Raw genomic sequence first — 18,770 nt, 5'->3', positions numbered from 1 at the left:
AGGTGAAGACCGCTGCCGGCTCAGGAAGACCTCTGCCGCTCAGACAGCAGTCACACGGACTTCGTATCCGGGTCCGCACCGTCCATCTGACCATCCCGGCTGAACCTGCGCAGCTGGGTCACATGGCCCGGGTTGAGCTCGGCGACGTTTGAGACCTGCAGCAGCTTCATCGTCCGCTCAACCTGCTCGCTGAGGATCGCGATCGTGCGATCGACGCCTTCCCTGCCACCGGCCATGAGCCCGTAGAGGTAGGCCCGGCCGATGAGTGTGAAGTCCGCACCCAGGGCCATGGCCGCGACGATGTCGGCACCATCGCGGATTCCCGTGTCGACGATGATCTCGAGGTCCTTGCCGACTTCCTTCACGACAGATGGCAACAGCTCGAAGGGAACCGGAGCGCGGTCGAGCTGTCGCCCGCCATGGTTCGAGAGCACAATGGCATCGACGCCGAGATCGGCGAGCTTCCTGGCATCGGCAACAGTCTGGACGCCCTTGATCGCCAGCTTGCCTGGCCACATCTTTCGGATCGTGGCCAAGTCGTCGAAGTCGATCGATGGGTCCATGGCCGAGTTGAGCAGCTCGCCGACCGTACCGCCGGTCTCGGACAGGGATGCGAACTGCAGCTTCTCCGTCGTCAGGAAGTCCCACCACCACCAGGGCCTGGGGATGGCGTTGAGAACTGTCTTGGGTGAGAGCTGCGGCGGGATGGAGAACCCGTTGCGACTGTCCCTGATCCGGGCGCCCGCGATCGGAGTGTCCACGGTGAAGAAGAGCGTGTCATAGCCTGCCGCAGCCGCCCGCTCGACCAGACCGTAGGAGATCTCGCGCTGGCGCATAACGTAGAGCTGGAACCAGTTGCGCCCATTCGGGTTGACCTTCTTCACGTCCTCGATCGAGGTCGTGCCCAAGGTGGACAGGGTGAATGGAATGCCTGCCGCGCCGGCAGCGGAGGCTCCGGCGGTCTCGCCTTCGGTCTGCATCAGCCGGGTGAACCCCGTGGGCGCAATGCCGAAGGGCATCGCCGAGCTGCCGCCAAGGATCTGCGTCGTCGTATCGACCTGCGAGACATCGTTGAGGATGGAGGGGTGGAACTCGATGTCCTGGAAGGCCTGCACGGAGCGCTCCATCGAGATCTCCCCCTCCGCTGCGCCGTCTGTGTAGTCGAACGCGGCTGCGGGAGTGCGTCGCTTGGCTATCTGGCGCAGATCCTCGATCGTGAACGCCGATTCAAGACGGCGTTTCCGGGAGTCGAGCTCGAGCTTCTTGAACTTCATCAGCTCGAAGATCTCGGACGGATTGGGCAATTGCCTCTTGACCATGGGTGGGGTCTCTTTCTCTTCAGTTCGTATTCTTCAGGGTTCAGTCTTCAGCTCGCTGGGCCTCACGCCCCGCCGGGAACCATCCAGGACAGGACGGTCGACTGCAGGCCAACCAGCAGGCACATGACGACGAGCATGCCCAGCGACCACCAGATGACGCGGCGGAAGATCGAGGCTTCCTGGCCGAGGAGTCCGACTGCTGTAGCTGCGATGGTGAGGTTCTGCGGGCTGATCATCTTGCCCACGACTCCACCGGAGCTGTTGGCTGCCACCAGCAGAACGGGATCGATTCCGGCCTTCGTCGCGGCAGTCTGCTGCAGCGTCGCGAAAAGTGCGTTGGCACTGGTGTCAGAACCGGTCACTGCTGTGCCGAGCCAGCCGAGGATTGGTGAGAGGAAGGCGAACAGCGCCCCGGTTCCAGCGATCCAGGTGCCGATTGTGATCGTCTGTCCTGACAGATTCATGACGTAGGCCAGTGCCAGGACAAGTCCGACGGTGAGAATGGAGAATCGCATTTTGACGACATTGTCGACGAAGACCTGGACTGCGTCCTTGGCGGTCATCTTGTACACGATGGCGACGATTATGCCTGAGGCCAGCAGCATCGTGCCCGGTGATGACAACCATTGGAAGTTGTAGACCGTGCTCGTCGACAGCTCCCCTGCGGCGGTCATGATGTTCCCGTCCAGTCCCGGCCAAGGAATTTTGACATCGGTGCTGGCCAGCCACTTGTCGATGACTGGGATCAGCTTGGCACCGGAGAAGATGACGATGACGATGAGGTAGGGAAAGAGCGCCATGAACACGCGCTTACCGGTCATCGGTGCCGCCTTCGTGTCCACGGAGGTTGCCACGGCAGCGGCTGCTCCACCGGCATCAGGCGCGCTGGCCTTCTCCCGACTGCGTTCGTCGGCCATCTTATCCAGGGCGTCCTGGCCGCCGACGGGCTTCCAGAACTGGAGCATGATCACTGCAGCGGCAAGGCCCATGAGCGAGGCGATGATGTCGGTCATTTCGACCGAGAGATAGTTCGCGGAGACGAACTGTGCTGCTCCGAACACGATCCCGACGACCAGAGCAAGTGGCCACAGCTGACGCAGTCCTCGCTTGCCGTCAACGAGGAAGATGAGGAACAGCGGCACGACGGCAGCCAGCAATGGAGTCTGGTGACCGACCATGGCTCCGATCTCCTTGTAGTCGATCCCGGTGAGGTTGCCGGCGGTGATGATCGGGATGGCGATCGCACCGAAGGCGACCGGAGCGGTGTTGGCCACCAGCACGACGACTGCTGCACGCATGGCGGTGAAGCCAACTGCGATGAGCATGACACCGGTGATGGCAACCGGGGCACCGAATCCGGCCAGGGCTTCGAGCAGTCCGCCGAAGCAGAAGGCGACCAGGATCGCCTGCACGCGAGGATCATCGGAGATGACGTTGATGACCAACCTGAGGTCTTCGAAGTGTCCCGACTTCACCGTCAGTTCGTAGAGCCAGATGGCGGTGATGACGATCCACATGATCGGAAACAGCCCGAAGGCGAATCCCTGGCTGGCTGAAAGGCCAGCCAGCCCGACCGGCATGCCGTAGACGAAGATGGCAACGATCAGGGCGACGATGACTGCCGCCAGGCCGGCCCAGTGGGCTTTCCATTTCAAGAACCCGAGGGTGACGAAGATGGTCAGCAGCGGCAGCAGCGCAACCAGCGATGACCACAGGAGGCTGTCTGCAAGTGGGGCGATTTCAGGAGTGTACATATTTTCTCCTGCACGGCCGGTGCTCGACTACAGCGTCTGCGTTTCGACGTTGAACGCGCCCGAACATGCATACTCGATGGGTTTCAGTATGTCCTTTGTGTGGTCAGACCACTAAAGTGAGTGTAGGACCGAATGTGATCCAGGTCAAGGTTCTGCCCCCGATGAGGCAGGGTCCCACTCATGGGATGATGGCGAGGTGCGAAAAGTGAGTACTCATGACCAGTGAATCAGTCAGCAAGGACGACGACACCGCCGCAGGTCACACCGTCAATGCGCCTCAGGGACCGAGCTGGAAGCCGGTTGCCCGATCGAGCACCCACGAGCTCGTCATCAATGCGATCGAGGAGCAGATCACCTCCGGGTCCCTCACCGTCGGCGATCCGCTCCCCTCGGAACGTGAGCTGGCCGCCAAACTTCAGGTCAGTCGCGCGGCGGTGCGTGAGGCGCTGCGCGTCATGGAGTCCCTCGGCGTCGTCGTGTCGAACGTCGGCTCCGGCAAGTCGGCCGGCACCTTCATCGCCTCCATGCCCAAGGAGGCCCTGACTCGGTTCCTGCGCCTGCATGTGGCCCTGGCGAACTTCAGCATCGAGGAGGCCATCGAAACGCGCATCCAACTCGAGCGCTCAAGCACCGCCCTGGCGACCGGACGGGTCCACGACGACGCCTTGGCCGGCATGAATGCCTCACTGGCGATCATGGACACACCGGGCGTGAGCTTGGAGACCTTCAATGATGCCGATACCGCCTTCCATGTGGCCATCGCCCATGCCTCGGAGAATCAGCTGCTCTCAGATCTCACGGAGGCCATCCGCGGCTCTCTGCGTCGGCCCATCCTCGATGCCTTCCACGAGGTCGAGAATCCGCGCGCTCTGATGGCGCAGCTGCAGGAGGAACATCATGCGATCATGCAGGCGATCGTCGACCGCGACACCGATCACGCGGTGCAGCGGACCGAAGACCATATCCGATCAGCCACCGCCGCCCTGCCGCGCCTGACGCAGAGCCGGCAGGAGCGCGGATGAGCGCGGGGCCGGCAGGAGCGCGGATGGGCGCGGGCGTCAGCCGGTCACACCGGTGACTTCGTTGCTGGCGTGGGGCAGTTCGGCGCTCTTCTCAACTTCGCCGGTGGCCAGATCCACGATGTGAAGCTGACTCTTGTCAGGTTCGGAGACGTAGGCCTTCTCCCCCTGCACGAAGAGCGTCGGCCGGGGCTGCTGCCAGTCGACAGGTTCCTTCCATGCTTCGGTGACCGGGTGTGAGTCGGAGATCGTGCCGGACTCCGGGTCGATGACGTTGAGCTTGCCGTCGGTGCCGAGCACAAGTGCCTCACCCTCGGGTCCGCGGGCCAGGGAACGGAAGCTGTACGAGGAGTCGAGGTCGACGAGTTTCATCGTCCCGGTCTCCGTGTTCGTCAGGGTGACCTTCTCCGGACGTTCGAGTTCGGCATCCTCGTCGACCTTGTAGTCGCCGAGCACGACCGGCGAGTCATCAGATCCTGCCTGATTGCCGATCCGACCATAGCTGTCCGGGGAGTCGACCTTCGTGAACTTCCCGTCCTTGTAGTAGAGGATTCCATCCTCACAGCCGACGGCGATCGCCTCGTCCTGGGCAGCGGCCTCCCCGTGGACGCCCGGGCAGTCCTCATTGCGGGCGATCTCATTTCCTTCGGCATCAACGACCTTCGCCCCCGAGCGCTCCTCCTCGTTGCCGATGGTGTGCAGCACGTTGCCGTTCTCCAATTGTACCGCCACACCGTGGTGTGCCTCCTCTGCCTCTTTGACTTCGGGTTCGGGTGCGCCGTCATGGAAGGCGTCGGTGTCGAAGATCTGCATACGCCCGTCGCCGTCGCCGAAGAGCACTGTCGAACCGCCGTGGCGCACGACGTGACCTGGGGTATCGGTTTCGTATACCCTGTCGGTCAGCTGCGGTGAGCCGGCAAAGCTGTGGGTATGGTCGCCGTGCTCTTCGGTCCAGACGCCAGCATCGAAGAGCTGGAATCCGCTGGCCACCGACACCATCGCATGTCGGCCGTCGCCGACTGGATTCACTCGGTTGAAGCCCTCGAGCTTCGTGTCGTCGATGACCTCGAGCGTCCTCGCGTCCAGAGTGAGGATGCCGCCGTCATAGGTGGTGATCAGCCGTGGCTGCGTCTCCTCGACCTGTTCGGCGTCCGAGGTTTCCGCTGTGTCTGCCTGCTCGCCGCTGTCGGGGTCGGCCTCCGCGCCGGTGCCGCCGCATCCGCTCAGCAGGAGGGCGGTGACGGCCGCGCTCGCAGCCAGTGGGGCGATCAGGGTTCGTTGTGTTCTCATTCTTCTCTCTTCCCTATTTCCATGATGGCGTGTCCGTGATCTGTGGTGGTGCGAGGCTGTGTGCCTCGCGGAGAAGCGCTCGTCAGCGGGGCACGAGTCCGTCTGCGATGGCCTGCGCGTTGGTTCGCTGCATGTCGATGTAGGTTCCGGCCTCCCCGTCGGCTTCGGTCAGCGATTCCGAGAACAGCGCTGTCACTTCGACATCGAGGTCGACTTCATCAGACAGTGCCTCGGCGAGCTTCTGCGGCTGCGAGGAGTCCGCGAAGATCGTGGGCACGCCGGCATCCTTGACCGTGCGGGCAAGCTCTTCGAGATCGGCTGCCGAAGGTGAGGCCAGTGTGGTTCCGCTTGGCAGCACCGCCCCGATGACCTCGAAGTCGAAGCGCTTCGCGAAGTAGCCGAACACGTGATGGTTCGTCACGAGCTTCCGGTCCTCGGCAGGGATCGACTCGGCGATCTCTTCGATTTCGGCATCGAGGTCGTCAAGCTGCCCCCGATACGAGGTCACGGACGGTTCGATCGCCTCGGCGAGGTCATCACCGACCTCCTTCCCCAGCGCCGAGGTGATGACATCGACGGCGGCGACCATCCGCGCGGGATCGGTCCAGAAGTGCGGGTCGGGCGTCCCCGCACTGCCGCCCGAGGTGTACTCAAGGGGATCGATGTGCTCACCGACCTCAAGGACGCGCACCCCTTCGCTGCGCGCGTTGTCGAGGTTCGCCGACAACCCCTCTTCAAGCCCCAGTCCGTTGCCGATGATGAGATCGGCATCCTCCATTGCTCCGGCTTCCTTCGCCGAGATGCCGAAGGAATGCGGATCGGAGTTCGGCTTCATCAGCACCGTGACCGCCGCGTGGTCTCCGACGAGGCTGTGCACGACATCGCCGAGGATGTTCGTCGTCACCACGATCGACGGCTCATCGTGTCCTTCCGCGCAGGCGGTCAGTGATCCGAGGACGGCCAGAGCCAGTGACACCGCCGATAGTCGAAACGTGCGCGTTCGAGCTGCACCGCCGCCCATCAGCGGCCGGTCACTGCCAGGGCCGCTGGGGCCCCGCCGATGTCGAAGCTGCGTGCCTCACGCAGGCCATCGGCCGGATCGAGTTCGAGAACCGTGCCCGAGGCGGGGTCGCTGACATAGGTGCGTTCGCTGTCCACGGCCACCGAGGGCCCGGCAGAGTCGTCGTCGGCCGCATGGGGTTCGACGAGCTCCTTCTTCGTGAGCACCTTCCCGGTTTCGGGGTCGAGCGAATAGACGGCGCCCTCTTCATCGAGAGCCACGATGGCGGAGTCGTCGTGGGCGACGCCGGCGGAGACCACCTCGGCGTCGGTGGCGGCAAATGTCCACTTACCGGACTTCGCATCGAGGATGCCGATCCCACCATCGTCAAAGGGGGCGGCCGCGAGGTCTCGGCCGACCTCGATTGACCAGGCACGAGCCCCGTCGGCCTCATCGGGATAGTCCAGAACCTCGGCGTTGAACTCATCGTCGACCCTGATCACGCCGTCGGCACACGCGAAGACCGGGCCCTGACGGGTGACGCCGGTGCCGTGGATCTCTGCGCAGCTCGCCTCGATCCCAGAGGCTTTGCCCTTGGCGTCGTAGACGGCGAGTTCGGAGGGCAGATCATCGGGCTTGTCGCCGGGGACCGTCGATACGAAGTGATCCTCGAAGGGAACCGTCGCCCCGTGGTGGGGTCCGGGTGCCACGGTGCCGAGCTGCTTGAGCTCGCCGTCGCCGAAGGCCGTCCGGTCGTAGATCTTGGCTCGTCCCTCTCCGTCGAAGAAGAAGGCCACCTCGGTCGACCCTGAGACGACGTGGGCGGGGTCGGCTCCGTCGATCTGGCCCAGCGTCTTCGGCTCGGCCCGGTAGTAGTGCTTGTGATCGCCGTGGTCAGTGGTCCACACCCCGGTGTCGACGGCGGTGACTGTGCCCACCTCACCGTCGCCGAGGTAGAGGTACCGGGAGTCGGCCCCCGACAGTTGCGTATCCGGTGTGCCTTCGACCTCTGCAACGATGTCCTCGCTGAGCAGGTCCATCACAGACACCGCGCCGGTCTCCGCATCTTGCACGGCCAAGCGCAGCTGCGGCTCATCGGCTTCCTCCGCCCCCTCGACGTGCCCATGGGGAGCCGAAGACGTGCTGGCGCTGCCGGCGCCGCTACCTGTGCCATTAGCTGAGGACTGCTCCTGGCACCCCGACAGGGCGAACAGCGCGATCAGCGCCGCACTCGGCACGGTGAATGCTGTGTTTCGCTTCATGAGATCTTTCTATTGATAATGGTTTTCATTTCTCAGAAAGTATCGTAGCGCACTTTTCACTCGCTTCGCGACGAGCACTGCAAAGAAGGCCAAAACGGTCAGGAGTGCGATGGTCGCGCCTGCGGAGGTCTCCGCATGCCAGCTCACGAGCAGACCGAGGAAGGTCGCGGCGGCCCCGATCGCCGAGGCCGCAATCATGATGGCGCCGATGCGAACGAACAGCAGGTACGCCGTCGCCGGCGGTCCGATGAGGAGCCCGAAGACCAGGATCGTGCCGACGACCTGGAACGAGGCGACCACCGCCATCGCCGTGAGCACCAGCATTGCGATATGAGCCCAGCCGGGCCGCAGTCCCAGCGTCGCCGCCTTGCGCTCATCGAAGGCGAGCGCAAGGAACGGCCTGCGCAGGACCACGCAGGCCAGCACGCCCAGGCACGCGGCAATCGCCAGGACGACCAGATCCTCGGCGCGAACCCCCAGAACGTCTCCGAACAGAAAGCTCGTGAGGTCGACGGCGAATGACTGGGAGTGGGACACGATGACCACGCCGACGGCCAGCATTCCGACGAAGAGCAGTCCGATGCTGACATCTTGGGACAGCTTCGATTCTCTCGATACCCAGGTGATCCCGGCCGCCATCACCAGGGCACTCGCTGCAGCGCCGAACATCAGGTGACCACCCAAGATCGAGGCAATCGCCACCCCCGGAAGCATTCCGTGCGACATCGCGTCGCCGAAGAAGGCCAGGCCGCGCAGGACTACCCAGGTGCCGATGCACCCACACAGCACGGCGGCGAGCACGCCGGCGATCAGCGCGCGAAGGACGAAGGACACTTCGAATGGAGCGAATAGGAATTCCATTCGATAATGATAACCATTATTGTTAGAGCGTGGACAATCCGATCACCATCACCAACCTCAGCGCTCACTATGGTGCCCATCTCGCTCTCGACCAGATCACCCTGGCCGCGCCCCTGGGCCGAGTCACGGCACTCGTCGGCGCCAACGGCTCAGGCAAGTCAACGGTGCTCATGGCACTGGCAGGCCTGCTCAGACCGACACACGGATCGATATCCGGCCTGCCGTCCAATGTGGCTTTCGTGCCACAGCGCAGTTCTGCTCCGGACCACCTTCCGATCACCGTCAGACAGGTCGTGGCCATGGGCAGATGGAGCCTACGGGGCCTCTTCGCCCGCCTCGGCAGTGATGATCAGCGGATCGTCGACGACTGCCTCGCCCAGCTGCGCATCGACGACCTCGCCTCGCGTCGCCTCGGTTCCCTTTCCGGGGGTCAGCGTCAGCGTGCTCTGGTGGCGCAAGGTCTGGCACAACGCGCGGACCTGCTGCTCCTCGACGAGCCTCTGGCCGGAATCGATGCTCGCGCGACCGAGGACATCACCCTGGCCATCGACTCCGAACGCAGCCGCGGCGCCACGATCGTCATGGCCACGCACGAGCGCACCCAGGCAGCTCGGGCCGACCACGTCGTCCAACTGTGCCAGGGTGCGCTCGCGTTTCGGTGAGCACTCACCAGAATTCGATCATTAGAACTCCCGCGCCGGTGAACCGTCGCCGCACGGAACGTCACTCGTCTACGGGACGGGCAGCCACCTCGGCGGTCTCCGCTTCGATTCTCGCTTCATCGGCCTCATGTTTCGCCGTAGCCTTGGCCCGCTGGTGCTCCGCCCGGCGCTCCTTGCGCCGTTCGACGAGGAGGTAGAGGGCGGGCACGAGGATCAGGGTCAGCACGGTCGAGGAGGTCAGGCCGCCGATGACGACGATCGCCAGAGGCTGGGAGATGAAGACTCCCCCGCCGGTGAGTCCCAATGACATGGGCACGAGGGCGAAGACCGTGGCAGCGGCAGTCATCAGGATCGGGCGCAGACGCAGCCGGGTGCCATGGATGATCGCATCCCACAGCCCCATCCCGTGCTCACGCAGCTTGTTGATGAGGTCGATGAGCACGATCGCGTTGGTCACCACGATGCCGATGAGCATGAGGAGTCCGATGAGCGAGGGAATGCCCAGCGGCGTTCCGGTCAGCAGCAGGAGCAGCACGGCACCGGTCGCAGCGAACGGGATCGACACGAGCAGGATGAGCGGCTGAACGAAGCTGCGGAAGGTCGCGATCATGACAAGGAAGACTAGCGCGATCGCCACCAGCATCGCCCATCCGAGCTGGGCGAAGGAATCGGCCTGCTCCTGGCTCGCGCCGCCGACATCGAAGCTCACACCATCGGGCAGATCCATGCTCGAGGTCAGCTCCTGCGCCTCGGCGGACACGGGATTGAGCTGCCCTTCGGCAGGAGTGGCGAACACGGTGACCTGGCGGTCTCCGTCCTCACGGGTGATCGTGGCAGGCGTCTCGGTCTCGTCGACTGAGGCGATCTCGTCGACCGTGATCGGCTCGCCCTTGATGTCCGGGATGGCCGCCTGTTCGTCGGCGAGGTCCTGTTCCTCGGCCTGGTTCTCCTCCTGCTCGCGCTGGCCGTCGACGAGGTCATCGATGGCATCGTTGGCTTCCTGCAGACCCTTCTCTGCCTGCTCGACACCCTCTTCGGCCTGTTCGACCTGGTCGGCCGCCATCTCACCGGGACTCGGCGCCGGAGGTGGATTCTGCGCTTCGTCCAGTGCCTTCTGGGCCTCTTCGAGCTGATCGGCCGCGTTGTCACGAGCCTCCCGCGCGGATTCGAGCTGATCGGCCGATTCCTCTTCGGCCTCGGCCTTGGCTTCGTCGGCTCTGCGGTCGGTCTTCTCCTCGACGGCGTCGGTCGCGTCCTCCTGTGCGTTCTGCGTCTGCACCTCGGTGACGGGCAGTTCGAGCGCCCGGATCTCATCCGGCGTCGCATCCGGGTGAGTCGGGGCGAGGAAGATGTCGCGTTCCTTGCCTTCCAGACTCAGTGTGCCGGCTTCGCTACCGTGCAGGGCGGCTGCGATGGCCTGTCCAACTTCGGCCTGGCTGTAGCCGTAGTCCGCGGCCTTCCCCCGGTTCACGTCGACGTGGATGATCGGCTGATCGGAGGCGAGGTCGTTGCGGGCATCCGTGACTCCCGTCGTCTCGCTCATCTTCTTCGTCACCGCATCGGCGGCTTCGCCCAGCGAACCCATATCAGTCCCAGAGAGTTTGATTTCGACGTCCTCGTTCGTGCCGCCGCTGGCATCCTGGACATCGATCTCACCGACATCGTCGCCGAGGCTGTCGATCTGGTTCGAAATCCGGCTCGTCGCCGCCTCCGCATCGGAGTCGGCCTTCAGCGTGATATTGAAGGAGTTCTCGGCACCGGTTTCAGGACCGTTGACGGTCGTCGAGTAGGTGTCGACGTCGGGATCGGAGGCGAGCACGTCCTCGATCTTCTTCGCGGCCTCGTCGCTGGCCTCGAGCGAGGCCCCAGCCGGCATGGTCTGGGCGATGTAGAGAGAGTTCTGCCCGGCGGAACCGAGGAGGTCGGTCTTGAGGAAGCTGGCCATCATCATCGTCACGGCGAAGATCGCCACGGAGATGACGATCGTGCGCCACGGGTGGCGCAGGGCGGCCATAATGGCGGGCAGGCTGCGCTGCTGGAGACGGTCGACCCTGTCGGAGGCCTCACCGTCGCCGGACATCGGCGTCACCGGAGCATCGGCGGTCGCCGCTGGGAGCAGCGTCTTGCCCTTGGCTGCGCGCTTGGCGTTCTTCGTGTCGATCTTGGCCTGTCGACGTTCGGCTCGTTTCACTCCACGTCGGCGGTGCTTCTCGGACCACGCCTCATAGCTTGCATCGGTGGCGGCCTGGCGCTTCGGCGACAGCGGCTTCGGGCTCTTGCGCAGGACCCAGTAGCTGAAGACGGGAACGATCGTCAGCGCCACCAGCAGGGAGCCGAGCAGAGCCAGCGACACGGTCACGGAGAAGGGACGGAACAGCTGCCCGGCGATGCCGTCGACGAAGGCGATGGGCAGGAACACGGCCACAGTGGTCAGGGTCGAGGCCGTGATGGCACCGGCCACCTGTTTGACCGAGGCGACGATGTCGTCGATCGTCAGGTCGCTCGTGCCCTGCCGTCTGCGGATGTTCTCGATGACGACGATGGAGTCGTCGACGACGCGGCCGACGGCGATGGTCAGGGCTCCCAGGGTCAGGATGTTGAGGGTGTAGTCGCCGACCATCAGGCCGATCATCGCGATGAGCAGCGACATCGGAATGGAGATCGCGGCGACCACGGTGGACCGGAAGGAGCCGAGGAAGGCCAGGATCACGAGGATCGCGAAGAACAGCCCCAGTCCGCCCTCGACGGACAGGTCGTGGATCGACTTCTCAATCTCCGGCGCCTGGTCGAAGATGGTCGAGAACGCGATGTCGTCACCGAGTTCGGGACCCATCTTGTCGAGGACCTCGTTGACGCCGTGGGAGACCTCGACGACATTGTCGTCCTGTCCCTTGGTCACCGACACCGTCACGGCATTCTTGCCATCAGCACGCGAGTACGAGGTCCTCTCCACCGAGTCGAGTTCGACATCGGCGACATCGCCCAGCAGAACCGTTCCGTCGGCGGTGCGCAGCGGGGTCTTCTCGATCTCCTTCACGGCGTCGAGTTCACTGCCGACTTCGACTGACAGGGACTTGTCTCCCTGCGCGCTCTGCCCGGCCGGGACGACGGTGCCGGCGGCGGTGAGCTCATCGGGGACCGATGTGGTGACGACGTTCTTGTCGTTGACGTCGTCGGGCCGGAAGGTGATGTTCACCCGCTGCTCGCTCTGACCGCCCACCTCGACGCCGGCGACACCGTCGACGGCCTGGAGTTCGGGGACGAGCTCGGTCTCAACGAGGTCGCCGAGCTTCTGCGGGTCGTCTCCCCCGGAGACCGCGAACATGACCACCGGGACATCGTCGATCTGCTGGGACAGCACCTCCGCCTCGGCGTCCTCGGGCAGGTTCGCCTTCGCGGAGTCGACGGCGGAGCGGACCGCGTCGGTCATCTCCTCCGCGTCCTTGCCGAAGGGCCACGTGACATTGGCCGACATCGACCCGGACGAGGTGGTCGTGGTCACCGCTTCGAGGTCGCCGACTCCCTCCAGCGCGGTTTCGATCGGCTTGGTCACCGATTCCTCGACGACCTCGGGTGAGGCTCCCGGGACCGTGACCTGCACCGAGGTGCCGGGCAGTTCGACCGAGGGCATCGTCTCCTGATTGAGCGAGGTGGTCGCGACGACGCCGAAAACAGCGATCACGAGGGTGAGCAGTCCGACGATGAGACGGTTCTTCAGACTCATCCTGGTGATCAGGGACACGGGTTTTCCTCCGGATTTTGGGCATACGGGAGTTGCGGGCGGTGCTTCGGGTGGGGATAGTTCGGGCGGGGAAAGTTCGGGCGGGGCGGTCCGGGTGGGTTGGTCCGGGTGCTGCGAGGGGAGGTGGATCGGGTGATGGTCGAAACGGCCTGCGAGTGACTTCAGTCTTTCAGCTCAGACCGTTTTGCACGTCCCCCGAAAGTTGTGTTCTGCCTCCCCCGAAAGGTTGAGTGCGAGATGGGAACTTGGTCATGATTCGATCCTATGCCCCGCCCCACTTGCGGTCGCGGGTGTTTTCCTCCGTTTTGGATTCCGGTAACACCACAATCGGGCCGGTAACACCACATTCCGGCTTTGTGTGGGCACAGGCGATTCGTGGGTCAGCTGTGCAGGCGGAGATAGTGGCGGAGTCGCTCGACGCCGCCCGAACGCTCGGCCCCGCCCGAACCGCTGCCGTTGCCAAGCGCCCTCTCCAGCCTCGCCCTGATGGCTTCTTCGTCGAAGGATTCGCCGATGACGACCACCGCACTGTCCCAGGTCGTCTCCTGTGGCACAGCGCTCGACACATAGACATTCGGCCCCACGGCCTGCGCACCGTAGATTCTGTGTCGGGTGCTTTCCGCAACGAGGATCGAACCCTTCACTCGGTAGACCCCGGCGGGCAGGTCCTCAAGCAGGTCGAGCACCGCATCGGCGTCGGCGCACCCGTGGCCGGTCACCGTCACCGACTGTGCGTGTCTGTGCACAGGGGCGCTCTCCCCCTCGAGGTCCTTCTCTCCGTCAGGGCCCTTCTGCGCCTCGAGGTCCTTCTGAGCCGATTCGGCATAGGCCTGCCGGATGAGCTCCCGAATCGGCAGCTCGGCCTGGATCGGTTCCGTGGCCCCGCCGGATTCGCCAGATTCGCCGGTTTCGCCGGTTTCGCCGGTTTCGCCGGCTGAGCCTGTTCCGGGGTCGAAGATGAGGGCGGGGTCGAGGCGGCCGAAGCTCGTGCCCACGACGAGCAGCCGCGGATTGCGCTGATGGACCCGCTGACCGATCGCCTCGACAGCGGCCTCGCGGTCCGCGACGGGCAGCTGGTCGAGCTTGTTGACCAGCACCAAGGTGGTCGCCGCATAGCGCATCGGAGGTGCCGACTCCGTGTCGATCGTGGCGGCATGCATGGTGGCGTCGACGACGTCGATGACCCCGCCCAGGTGGAAGCGATGGTGGCCCATGCGCGTGACCATCCGTGCCAAGGTGAGAGGTTCGGCGAAACCGCTGGCCTCGACGATGATGGCGTCGAGTCCCAGGCGTGGTTTCGCGAGCGAGCTGAGTGCATCTTCGAGTGAGGTGTCATCGCTGAGGCAGCAGATGCATCCACCGGAGATCGAGAAGGGCTCATCGACCTGTCCGACGACGAGGCCCGCATCGATGTTGAGATCACCGAAGTCATTGACAACCACCCCGATGCGCGCATCCGGGTGGCGCAACAGGTGATTGAGCAGACTCGTCTTCCCCGCGCCCAGGTAACCGGTCAGCAGGATGACCGGCACCGCGCTCCCGGATCGCCTTCTGCTCACAATGTCTCCTCACAATCTCTCCACACCAGTCGCCACGGGCGCATTTCATCGCTTAATGGTAACGTTTTTCATTAATTCCCGAATATATCAACGCACGCGCATATGCCTGCGAAAACCACCTGCGAAGCACAGTCGGAGGCACGAAGAAATGATGGCTGAGGAACCCAAGAAGACTCGGAGCACTGCTCAGAAGGCCGTGATCGGCTCCGCGCTTGACGCCCAGAAGCGCTTCGTCTCCGCCCAACAGCTCCACCGGACGCTTGAGGACCAGGGCCATTCAGTGGGGCTGGCCACCGTTTACCGACAGCTCAATGCCCTGAGCGAGTCCGGTCACGCCGATTCCATCACCATCGCCGAAAAGCAGCTGTTCCGCGCCTGCGCGCAGGACGAACACCACCATCACCTGGTGTGCGAGAACTGCGGGAAGGCCGTCGAGATCGAACCACCCAGCGAAGACTGGATGAGCACCGTCGCCAAGTCCCACGGATTCGACGTCACCCGACATGTGTTCGAGATCTTCGGACTCTGTGCCGACTGCGCCGCATCCGCGAAGAGCGAGTAGTGGCCTCGTCGGACTACATCGTCGCTGTGCTCCAGTCAGGGAATCGGTCCGGGAAGCTGGCCCAGACCATCGGTCCGGCCGCCAATTCGGCATCATTGAGCACAGCATTGTCGAGGACCCGTCGCAGCAAGGGCTCATCGATCGCGATACTGGTGAGAGCGTGAAGAAGCCTCCCACCCGATCCCATTGGCCGGTGATGTGCGGTCGGGTGGCCAAACGGGCGAAGCCGGCCGAACGCAGAATCCGTCCGCAATGCCCCGGGAAGAGGCACGAGGTCAGCGCCTGGTGGAGACGCCCAGGGTGGAACGGTCGCAGCTGCTCGTATCGGCACGCCACGACCTCGCGCGAATGGAACGTCGGCCGGAATTCTCGGTTGAGGATCGAAACCCAGCCGGCGTCCGGCGGTCGATCGGCAAAGGGCTGCCGGACCTCGCCATGGACGTCGCCGGATTCGGCGATGAGGCACTGGTCGGCGTTCGGAGCAAGATGGCTGACCAGAGCGGCAGCCTGCTCGAGTTCCGCAGTCTGCAACGCTCCGGAATTGACGATTGCCACCGTTGAGGCGAACTCGATCTGACTCACGAGCAGCTCCGCCTTCGCAGCGAGGATACCGTTCTCACCCTCGCCGCTCATGGCCGTCAGGCTGACGTATTCCTGGGATCCTACGTCGACGAGCATGTGCCCGACATCGAGTACGCAGACAAGGTCGATGAGGCGAGTGTCCACGACGGCCGCGTTGAGTGATCCCACGATCTCCATCACAGGCGTCTCGAAGGGGTATTCCAGCACGATGCCCGGCGCGTGTGATGCCATGCGCAGGAGGTCGACCGTTCGGTCCACCACTTCGACACCCTCGGCGGTCTGTTCAGCGGTGACGAGGACAAATCCGCGTGCTGCAGCCAGACGCCTGGCGTAGCTGCGCCGCTCCTCCACGCACATGCCCGTCACGGCGATCACATCGATGTCGGCCTCCATCTTCAGCAGTGGCTTCCTTTCCTCGAAGAACCTAGCATTACCGTTAATAATACTCGTTCTCAATAAGGAGTTCAGCGATGAAGGTCAGAAATTCTCTGCGTTCACTCAAGAAGCAGCCGGGGGGCGCAGGTCGTTCGCAGGCGCGGTCGTGTCTTCGTCATCAACAAGAAGAATCCCCGCTTCAAGTGCCGTCAAGGCTGATCGGATCGCACGCCCTCGTCAAACCGGGCGTGGATTCGCTCGAAGTCGGCGGCCGTGTCGAAGTCGGCGACGACGCTCGATTCCACATCGACGAGGGTCGGTTCGAGGCCCGCGAACAGGAGCCTCACAGCGCCATCGACGGGGTCCGGGATGGACTCCACCCGCGCGAGCAGCAGGGCCGTGGGCCACGCGGCGCACAGGAACTGAGTCTTCCCACGATCGTCCGTGCCCGTGGCCGGGGCCTCACCCCGTCGACAGGCAGCAATCAGCTCGCCGAGGTGGTCCGCAGTGATCAGCGGCATGTCCCCCGCCAGCACCAAGGTCACATCTCCGGACTCACCAGCGACGGTGGTGCCTTCGCCCGTTTGAAGTGCCGAACACGCTGCGGCGATCCCGGCCAAGGGACCGGCGAAGGCCGGTTCCTCACGAATCGAATGCACGGATTCCGTCTCCGCCTCGGACAGCCCCTCGCTCGGCCCGGCCACCCACACCTCGGCGAGGGGGTCGACAGTACGCACGGTGCCCAGTATTCGTGAGATCACCGTGGCACCGCCCAGCTCGACGGCGGGTTTGTGGACGCCGCCGAAACGGTTCGAACGGCCCCCGCTGAGTATGATCGCCCTGATCGTCATGGCCCGATCCTACGCTCGCGCCGTCGGGCGGCAACGGGATCCGTGCAGCCTTTTCGACGTCAGTGAGCAATACTGTGAGGCACGACCAGTTTCACTGCGGGCTGGCCCGAGCGGGGTATCGTCGACCCGGCGGGGCGGCTCGCGCGCCCCGAAATTGCACGGAGGGATACGAGAATGACGAAGTTCGATGTAGTCGAAGCATCCATCGCCTCACTGCGGCAGGCGCTCGAGGACGGAACGACCACCTCGGTGGGGCTGGTCGAGGCCTACCAGGCGCGCATCTCCGCCTTCGACGGCCCGGACACCGACACGAAACTCAACTCCGTGATCGTAGCCAACCCGGACGCCCTCGCCGAGGCGGCCGCCGCCGATGAGCGACGCGCCGACGGCCAGGTGCTGAGCCCCCTCGACGGGATCCCGTACACCGCGAAGGACAGTTACATGATCACCGGGCTGAGTGTCGCCGCCGGTTCCCCCGCCTTCGCCGACCTCATCGCGACCAAGGACGCCTTCACCGTCGAACGCCTCCGCGGCGCCGGAGCCATCTGCCTGGGCCTGACCAACATGCCGCCGATGGCCAATGGCGGCATGCAGCGCGGCCTCTACGGTCGGGCCGAAAGCCCCTACAACGCGAAGTGGCTGACCAGCGCATTCGCCTCCGGATCGTCGAACGGATCCGGGACGGCGACGACCGCGAGCTTCGCCGCCTTCGGCCTCGGCGAGGAAACATGGTCCTCCGGCCGTGCCCCGGCCTCCCACAGCGCGCTCGTCGCCTACACGCCCTCACGCGGAGTCATCTCCGTGCGCGGCAATTGGCCACTCGTGCCCACGATGGACGTCGTCGTCCCCCACACCCGGTCGATGGCCGACCTGTGCGAGGTCCTCGACATCATCGTCGCCGACGATCCCGAGACCCGCGGAGATTTCTGGCGCGTCCAGCCCTGGGTCGAGATTCCTGCCGCCTCTGCCGTGCGCCCGGATTCGTATGCCGAGCTGCTGCCGTCCGGCGCCGCGGCCGCGCGTTCGGCTCTGGCCGGCAAACGCTTCGGCATCCCAAGGATGTACATCAACGCCGACGACGAGGCCGGCACGAATCCGGAGGGCGGAATCGGCGGGCCGACCGGGACGCGCGTCGAGACCCGTGCCTCCGTGATCGCGGCGTGGGAAGCCGCCCGCCGTGACCTTGAGGCCGCCGGCGCCGAGGTGATCGAAACCGACTTCCCGGTCGTGAGCAACTACGAAGGCGATCGACCCGGTGCACCGACGATCAGGACCCGTGGCATCGTGAGCACCGATTACCTCGACCGGGAGATCAACGATCTCTCCGCATGGGCCTGGGATGACTTCCTGGCCGCCAACGGCGACCCGAAGCTGTCCTCCCTCGCCGAGGTGGACGGAGCCATGATCTTCCCTCACCCGGACGGCGCCCTCCCGGATCGCTACACCGGCTTCGACGATGACATCGCCGAATACCCGCAGCAGGTCAAGGATCACCCCTACGCCTCGGTGACGGACATCCCCGAGCTTGAGGACGGCGTTCGGGGCCTGGAGGTCACTCGTCGGATCGACCTCGAAGAATGGATGGATGAGTACGGCCTCGACGCCATCGTCTACCCCGCGATGGCCGATGTGGGTCCGGCCGATATGGACGTCGACGAAGCCTCGGCGGACCTCGGCTGGCGCAACGGCACCTGGGTCGCCAACGGCAACCTGGTCCCACGGCACCTGGGCATCCCCTCTGTGACCGTGCCGATGGGCACGATGACCGACACCGGCATTCCCATCGGGCTGACGATCTCCGGCCGCGGCTGGGATGACACGAATCTCATCGAACTCGCCGCGGCCTTCGAGGCCACCGGCGATCGCCGTGAGGAGCCCCCGCGCACGCCGCGACTGTGAAGCTGGGAGGCAGTGAGACTCATCGGCTGTGAG

General features: G+C 64.5%; 13 protein-coding genes and 2 pseudogenes. 5 read left to right on the top strand and 10 right to left on the bottom strand.

What is annotated here, in order from left to right:
• Positions 1-50: 50 nt before the first annotated feature.
• Both BLT92_RS12055 and BLT92_RS12050 read right to left on the bottom strand, forming a co-directional pair.
• Positions 51-1,319 (bottom strand): alpha-hydroxy acid oxidase, encoded by a 1,269-nt coding sequence (locus tag BLT92_RS12055; RefSeq protein ID WP_092105929.1) that lies wholly within the window; start codon positions 1,317-1,319, stop codon positions 51-53.
• 62 nt (positions 1,320-1,381) lie between these two features.
• A complete protein-coding gene (locus tag BLT92_RS12050) occupies positions 1,382-3,073 on the bottom strand; it encodes an L-lactate permease (RefSeq protein WP_092105928.1) in 1,692 nt (563 codons plus the stop codon).
• Positions 3,074-3,288: 215 nt separating this feature from the next.
• Between BLT92_RS12050 and BLT92_RS12045 the strand changes: the two genes are divergently transcribed.
• Positions 3,289-4,095 (top strand): FadR/GntR family transcriptional regulator, encoded by an 807-nt coding sequence (locus BLT92_RS12045; protein ID WP_092105927.1) that lies wholly within the window; start codon positions 3,289-3,291, stop codon positions 4,093-4,095.
• A gap of 36 nt (positions 4,096-4,131) precedes the next feature.
• Here the strand turns inward: BLT92_RS12045 and aztD are convergent, their stop codons facing one another.
• From aztD to aztB, 4 genes are all read right to left on the bottom strand, one after another.
• Positions 4,132-5,382 carry a zinc metallochaperone AztD gene (gene aztD / locus BLT92_RS12040; protein WP_092105926.1) on the bottom strand — a complete coding sequence of 417 codons (1,251 nt, stop codon included), beginning with the start codon at positions 5,380-5,382 and terminating at the stop codon, positions 4,132-4,134.
• A gap of 82 nt (positions 5,383-5,464) precedes the next feature.
• Positions 5,465-6,358: a zinc ABC transporter substrate-binding protein AztC gene (aztC, locus tag BLT92_RS12035; RefSeq protein ID WP_331712205.1), complete on the bottom strand. Its 894-nt coding sequence runs from the start codon at positions 6,356-6,358 to the stop codon at positions 5,465-5,467.
• 44 nt (positions 6,359-6,402) lie between these two features.
• On the bottom strand, positions 6,403-7,644 hold the full coding sequence (locus BLT92_RS12030) for an outer membrane protein assembly factor BamB family protein (protein ID WP_092105924.1): 1,242 nt from the start codon (positions 7,642-7,644) through the stop codon (positions 6,403-6,405).
• Between the two features lie 9 nt (positions 7,645-7,653).
• Positions 7,654-8,505, bottom strand: coding sequence for a zinc ABC transporter permease AztB (aztB, locus tag BLT92_RS12025; protein WP_092105923.1), 852 nt, complete (start codon positions 8,503-8,505; stop codon positions 7,654-7,656).
• A 29-nt stretch (positions 8,506-8,534) separates the two neighbouring features.
• Between aztB and aztA the strand changes: the two genes are divergently transcribed.
• Positions 8,535-9,167 carry a zinc ABC transporter ATP-binding protein AztA gene (gene aztA, locus BLT92_RS12020; RefSeq protein ID WP_092105922.1) on the top strand — a complete coding sequence of 211 codons (633 nt, stop codon included), beginning with the start codon at positions 8,535-8,537 and terminating at the stop codon, positions 9,165-9,167.
• 61 nt (positions 9,168-9,228) lie between these two features.
• Here aztA and BLT92_RS12015 read toward each other — a convergent pair whose 3' ends face one another.
• Together BLT92_RS12015 and BLT92_RS20470 are read right to left on the bottom strand one after the other, a co-directional pair.
• Entirely contained in the window at positions 9,229-12,891 is a 3,663-nt protein-coding gene (locus BLT92_RS12015; RefSeq protein WP_172802674.1) for an efflux RND transporter permease subunit, read from the bottom strand.
• A gap of 398 nt (positions 12,892-13,289) precedes the next feature.
• Positions 13,290-14,468: a CobW family GTP-binding protein gene (locus BLT92_RS20470; protein ID WP_157691434.1), complete on the bottom strand. Its 1,179-nt coding sequence runs from the start codon at positions 14,466-14,468 to the stop codon at positions 13,290-13,292.
• On the opposite strand from BLT92_RS20470, the gene BLT92_RS12005 reads away from it, so the two are divergent.
• On the top strand, positions 14,431-15,030 hold the full coding sequence (locus BLT92_RS12005; protein WP_331712204.1) for a Fur family transcriptional regulator: 600 nt from the start codon (positions 14,431-14,433) through the stop codon (positions 15,028-15,030). The two genes, BLT92_RS20470 and BLT92_RS12005, sit on opposite strands and share 38 nt — an antisense overlap.
• Before the next feature lie 150 nt (positions 15,031-15,180).
• Here BLT92_RS12005 and BLT92_RS20890 read toward each other — a convergent pair.
• Positions 15,181-15,663: pseudogene (locus BLT92_RS20890) on the bottom strand (GTP-binding protein); the annotation flags it as partial.
• A gap of 419 nt (positions 15,664-16,082) precedes the next feature.
• Between BLT92_RS20890 and ykgO the strand changes: the two are divergent.
• Positions 16,083-16,206: pseudogene (ykgO, locus tag BLT92_RS11995) on the top strand (type B 50S ribosomal protein L36).
• Here ykgO and mobA read toward each other — a convergent pair.
• On the bottom strand, positions 16,197-16,838 hold the full coding sequence (mobA, locus tag BLT92_RS11990) for a molybdenum cofactor guanylyltransferase (RefSeq protein ID WP_092105919.1): 642 nt from the start codon (positions 16,836-16,838) through the stop codon (positions 16,197-16,199). The pseudogene ykgO and the gene mobA overlap by 10 nt on opposite strands.
• Positions 16,839-17,012: 174 nt before the next feature.
• Here mobA and BLT92_RS11985 point away from each other — a divergent pair, with 174 nt between their 5' ends.
• Positions 17,013-18,737: an amidase gene (locus BLT92_RS11985; protein WP_092105918.1), complete on the top strand. Its 1,725-nt coding sequence runs from the start codon at positions 17,013-17,015 to the stop codon at positions 18,735-18,737.
• Positions 18,738-18,770 lie beyond the last annotated feature (33 nt).

It is taken from the genome of Brevibacterium picturae (assembly GCF_900105045.1).
In the GTDB taxonomy this organism is placed as follows: Bacteria; Actinomycetota; Actinomycetes; order Actinomycetales; family Brevibacteriaceae; genus Brevibacterium; species Brevibacterium picturae.
Note: the sequence above shows the minus strand (reverse complement) of the source record. Positions and strands in the feature narration are given on the sequence as shown.

What these genes read in the sequence shown, in the direction of transcription:
- mobA (WP_092105919.1), bottom strand. Translation starts at nt 16,838, where the DNA reads ATGACGATCAGGGCGATCATACTCAGCGGGGGCCGTTCGAACCGTTTC.
- BLT92_RS12050 (WP_092105928.1), bottom strand. Translation starts at nt 3,073, where the DNA reads ATGTACACTCCTGAAATCGCCCCACTTGCAGACAGCCTCCTGTGGTCA.
- BLT92_RS12030 (WP_092105924.1), bottom strand. Translation starts at nt 7,644, where the DNA reads ATGAAGCGAAACACAGCATTCACCGTGCCGAGTGCGGCGCTGATCGCG.
- BLT92_RS11985 (WP_092105918.1), top strand. Translation starts at nt 17,013, where the DNA reads ATGACGAAGTTCGATGTAGTCGAAGCATCCATCGCCTCACTGCGGCAG.
- BLT92_RS12055 (WP_092105929.1), bottom strand. Translation starts at nt 1,319, where the DNA reads ATGGTCAAGAGGCAATTGCCCAATCCGTCCGAGATCTTCGAGCTGATG.
- BLT92_RS12015 (WP_172802674.1), bottom strand. Translation starts at nt 12,891, where the DNA reads ATGAGTCTGAAGAACCGTCTCATCGTCGGACTGCTCACCCTCGTGATC.
- aztD (WP_092105926.1), bottom strand. Translation starts at nt 5,382, where the DNA reads ATGAGAACACAACGAACCCTGATCGCCCCACTGGCTGCGAGCGCGGCC.
- BLT92_RS12005 (WP_331712204.1), top strand. Translation starts at nt 14,431, where the DNA reads ATGACCGGCACCGCGCTCCCGGATCGCCTTCTGCTCACAATGTCTCCT.
- aztB (WP_092105923.1), bottom strand. Translation starts at nt 8,505, where the DNA reads ATGGAATTCCTATTCGCTCCATTCGAAGTGTCCTTCGTCCTTCGCGCG.
- BLT92_RS12045 (WP_092105927.1), top strand. Translation starts at nt 3,289, where the DNA reads ATGACCAGTGAATCAGTCAGCAAGGACGACGACACCGCCGCAGGTCAC.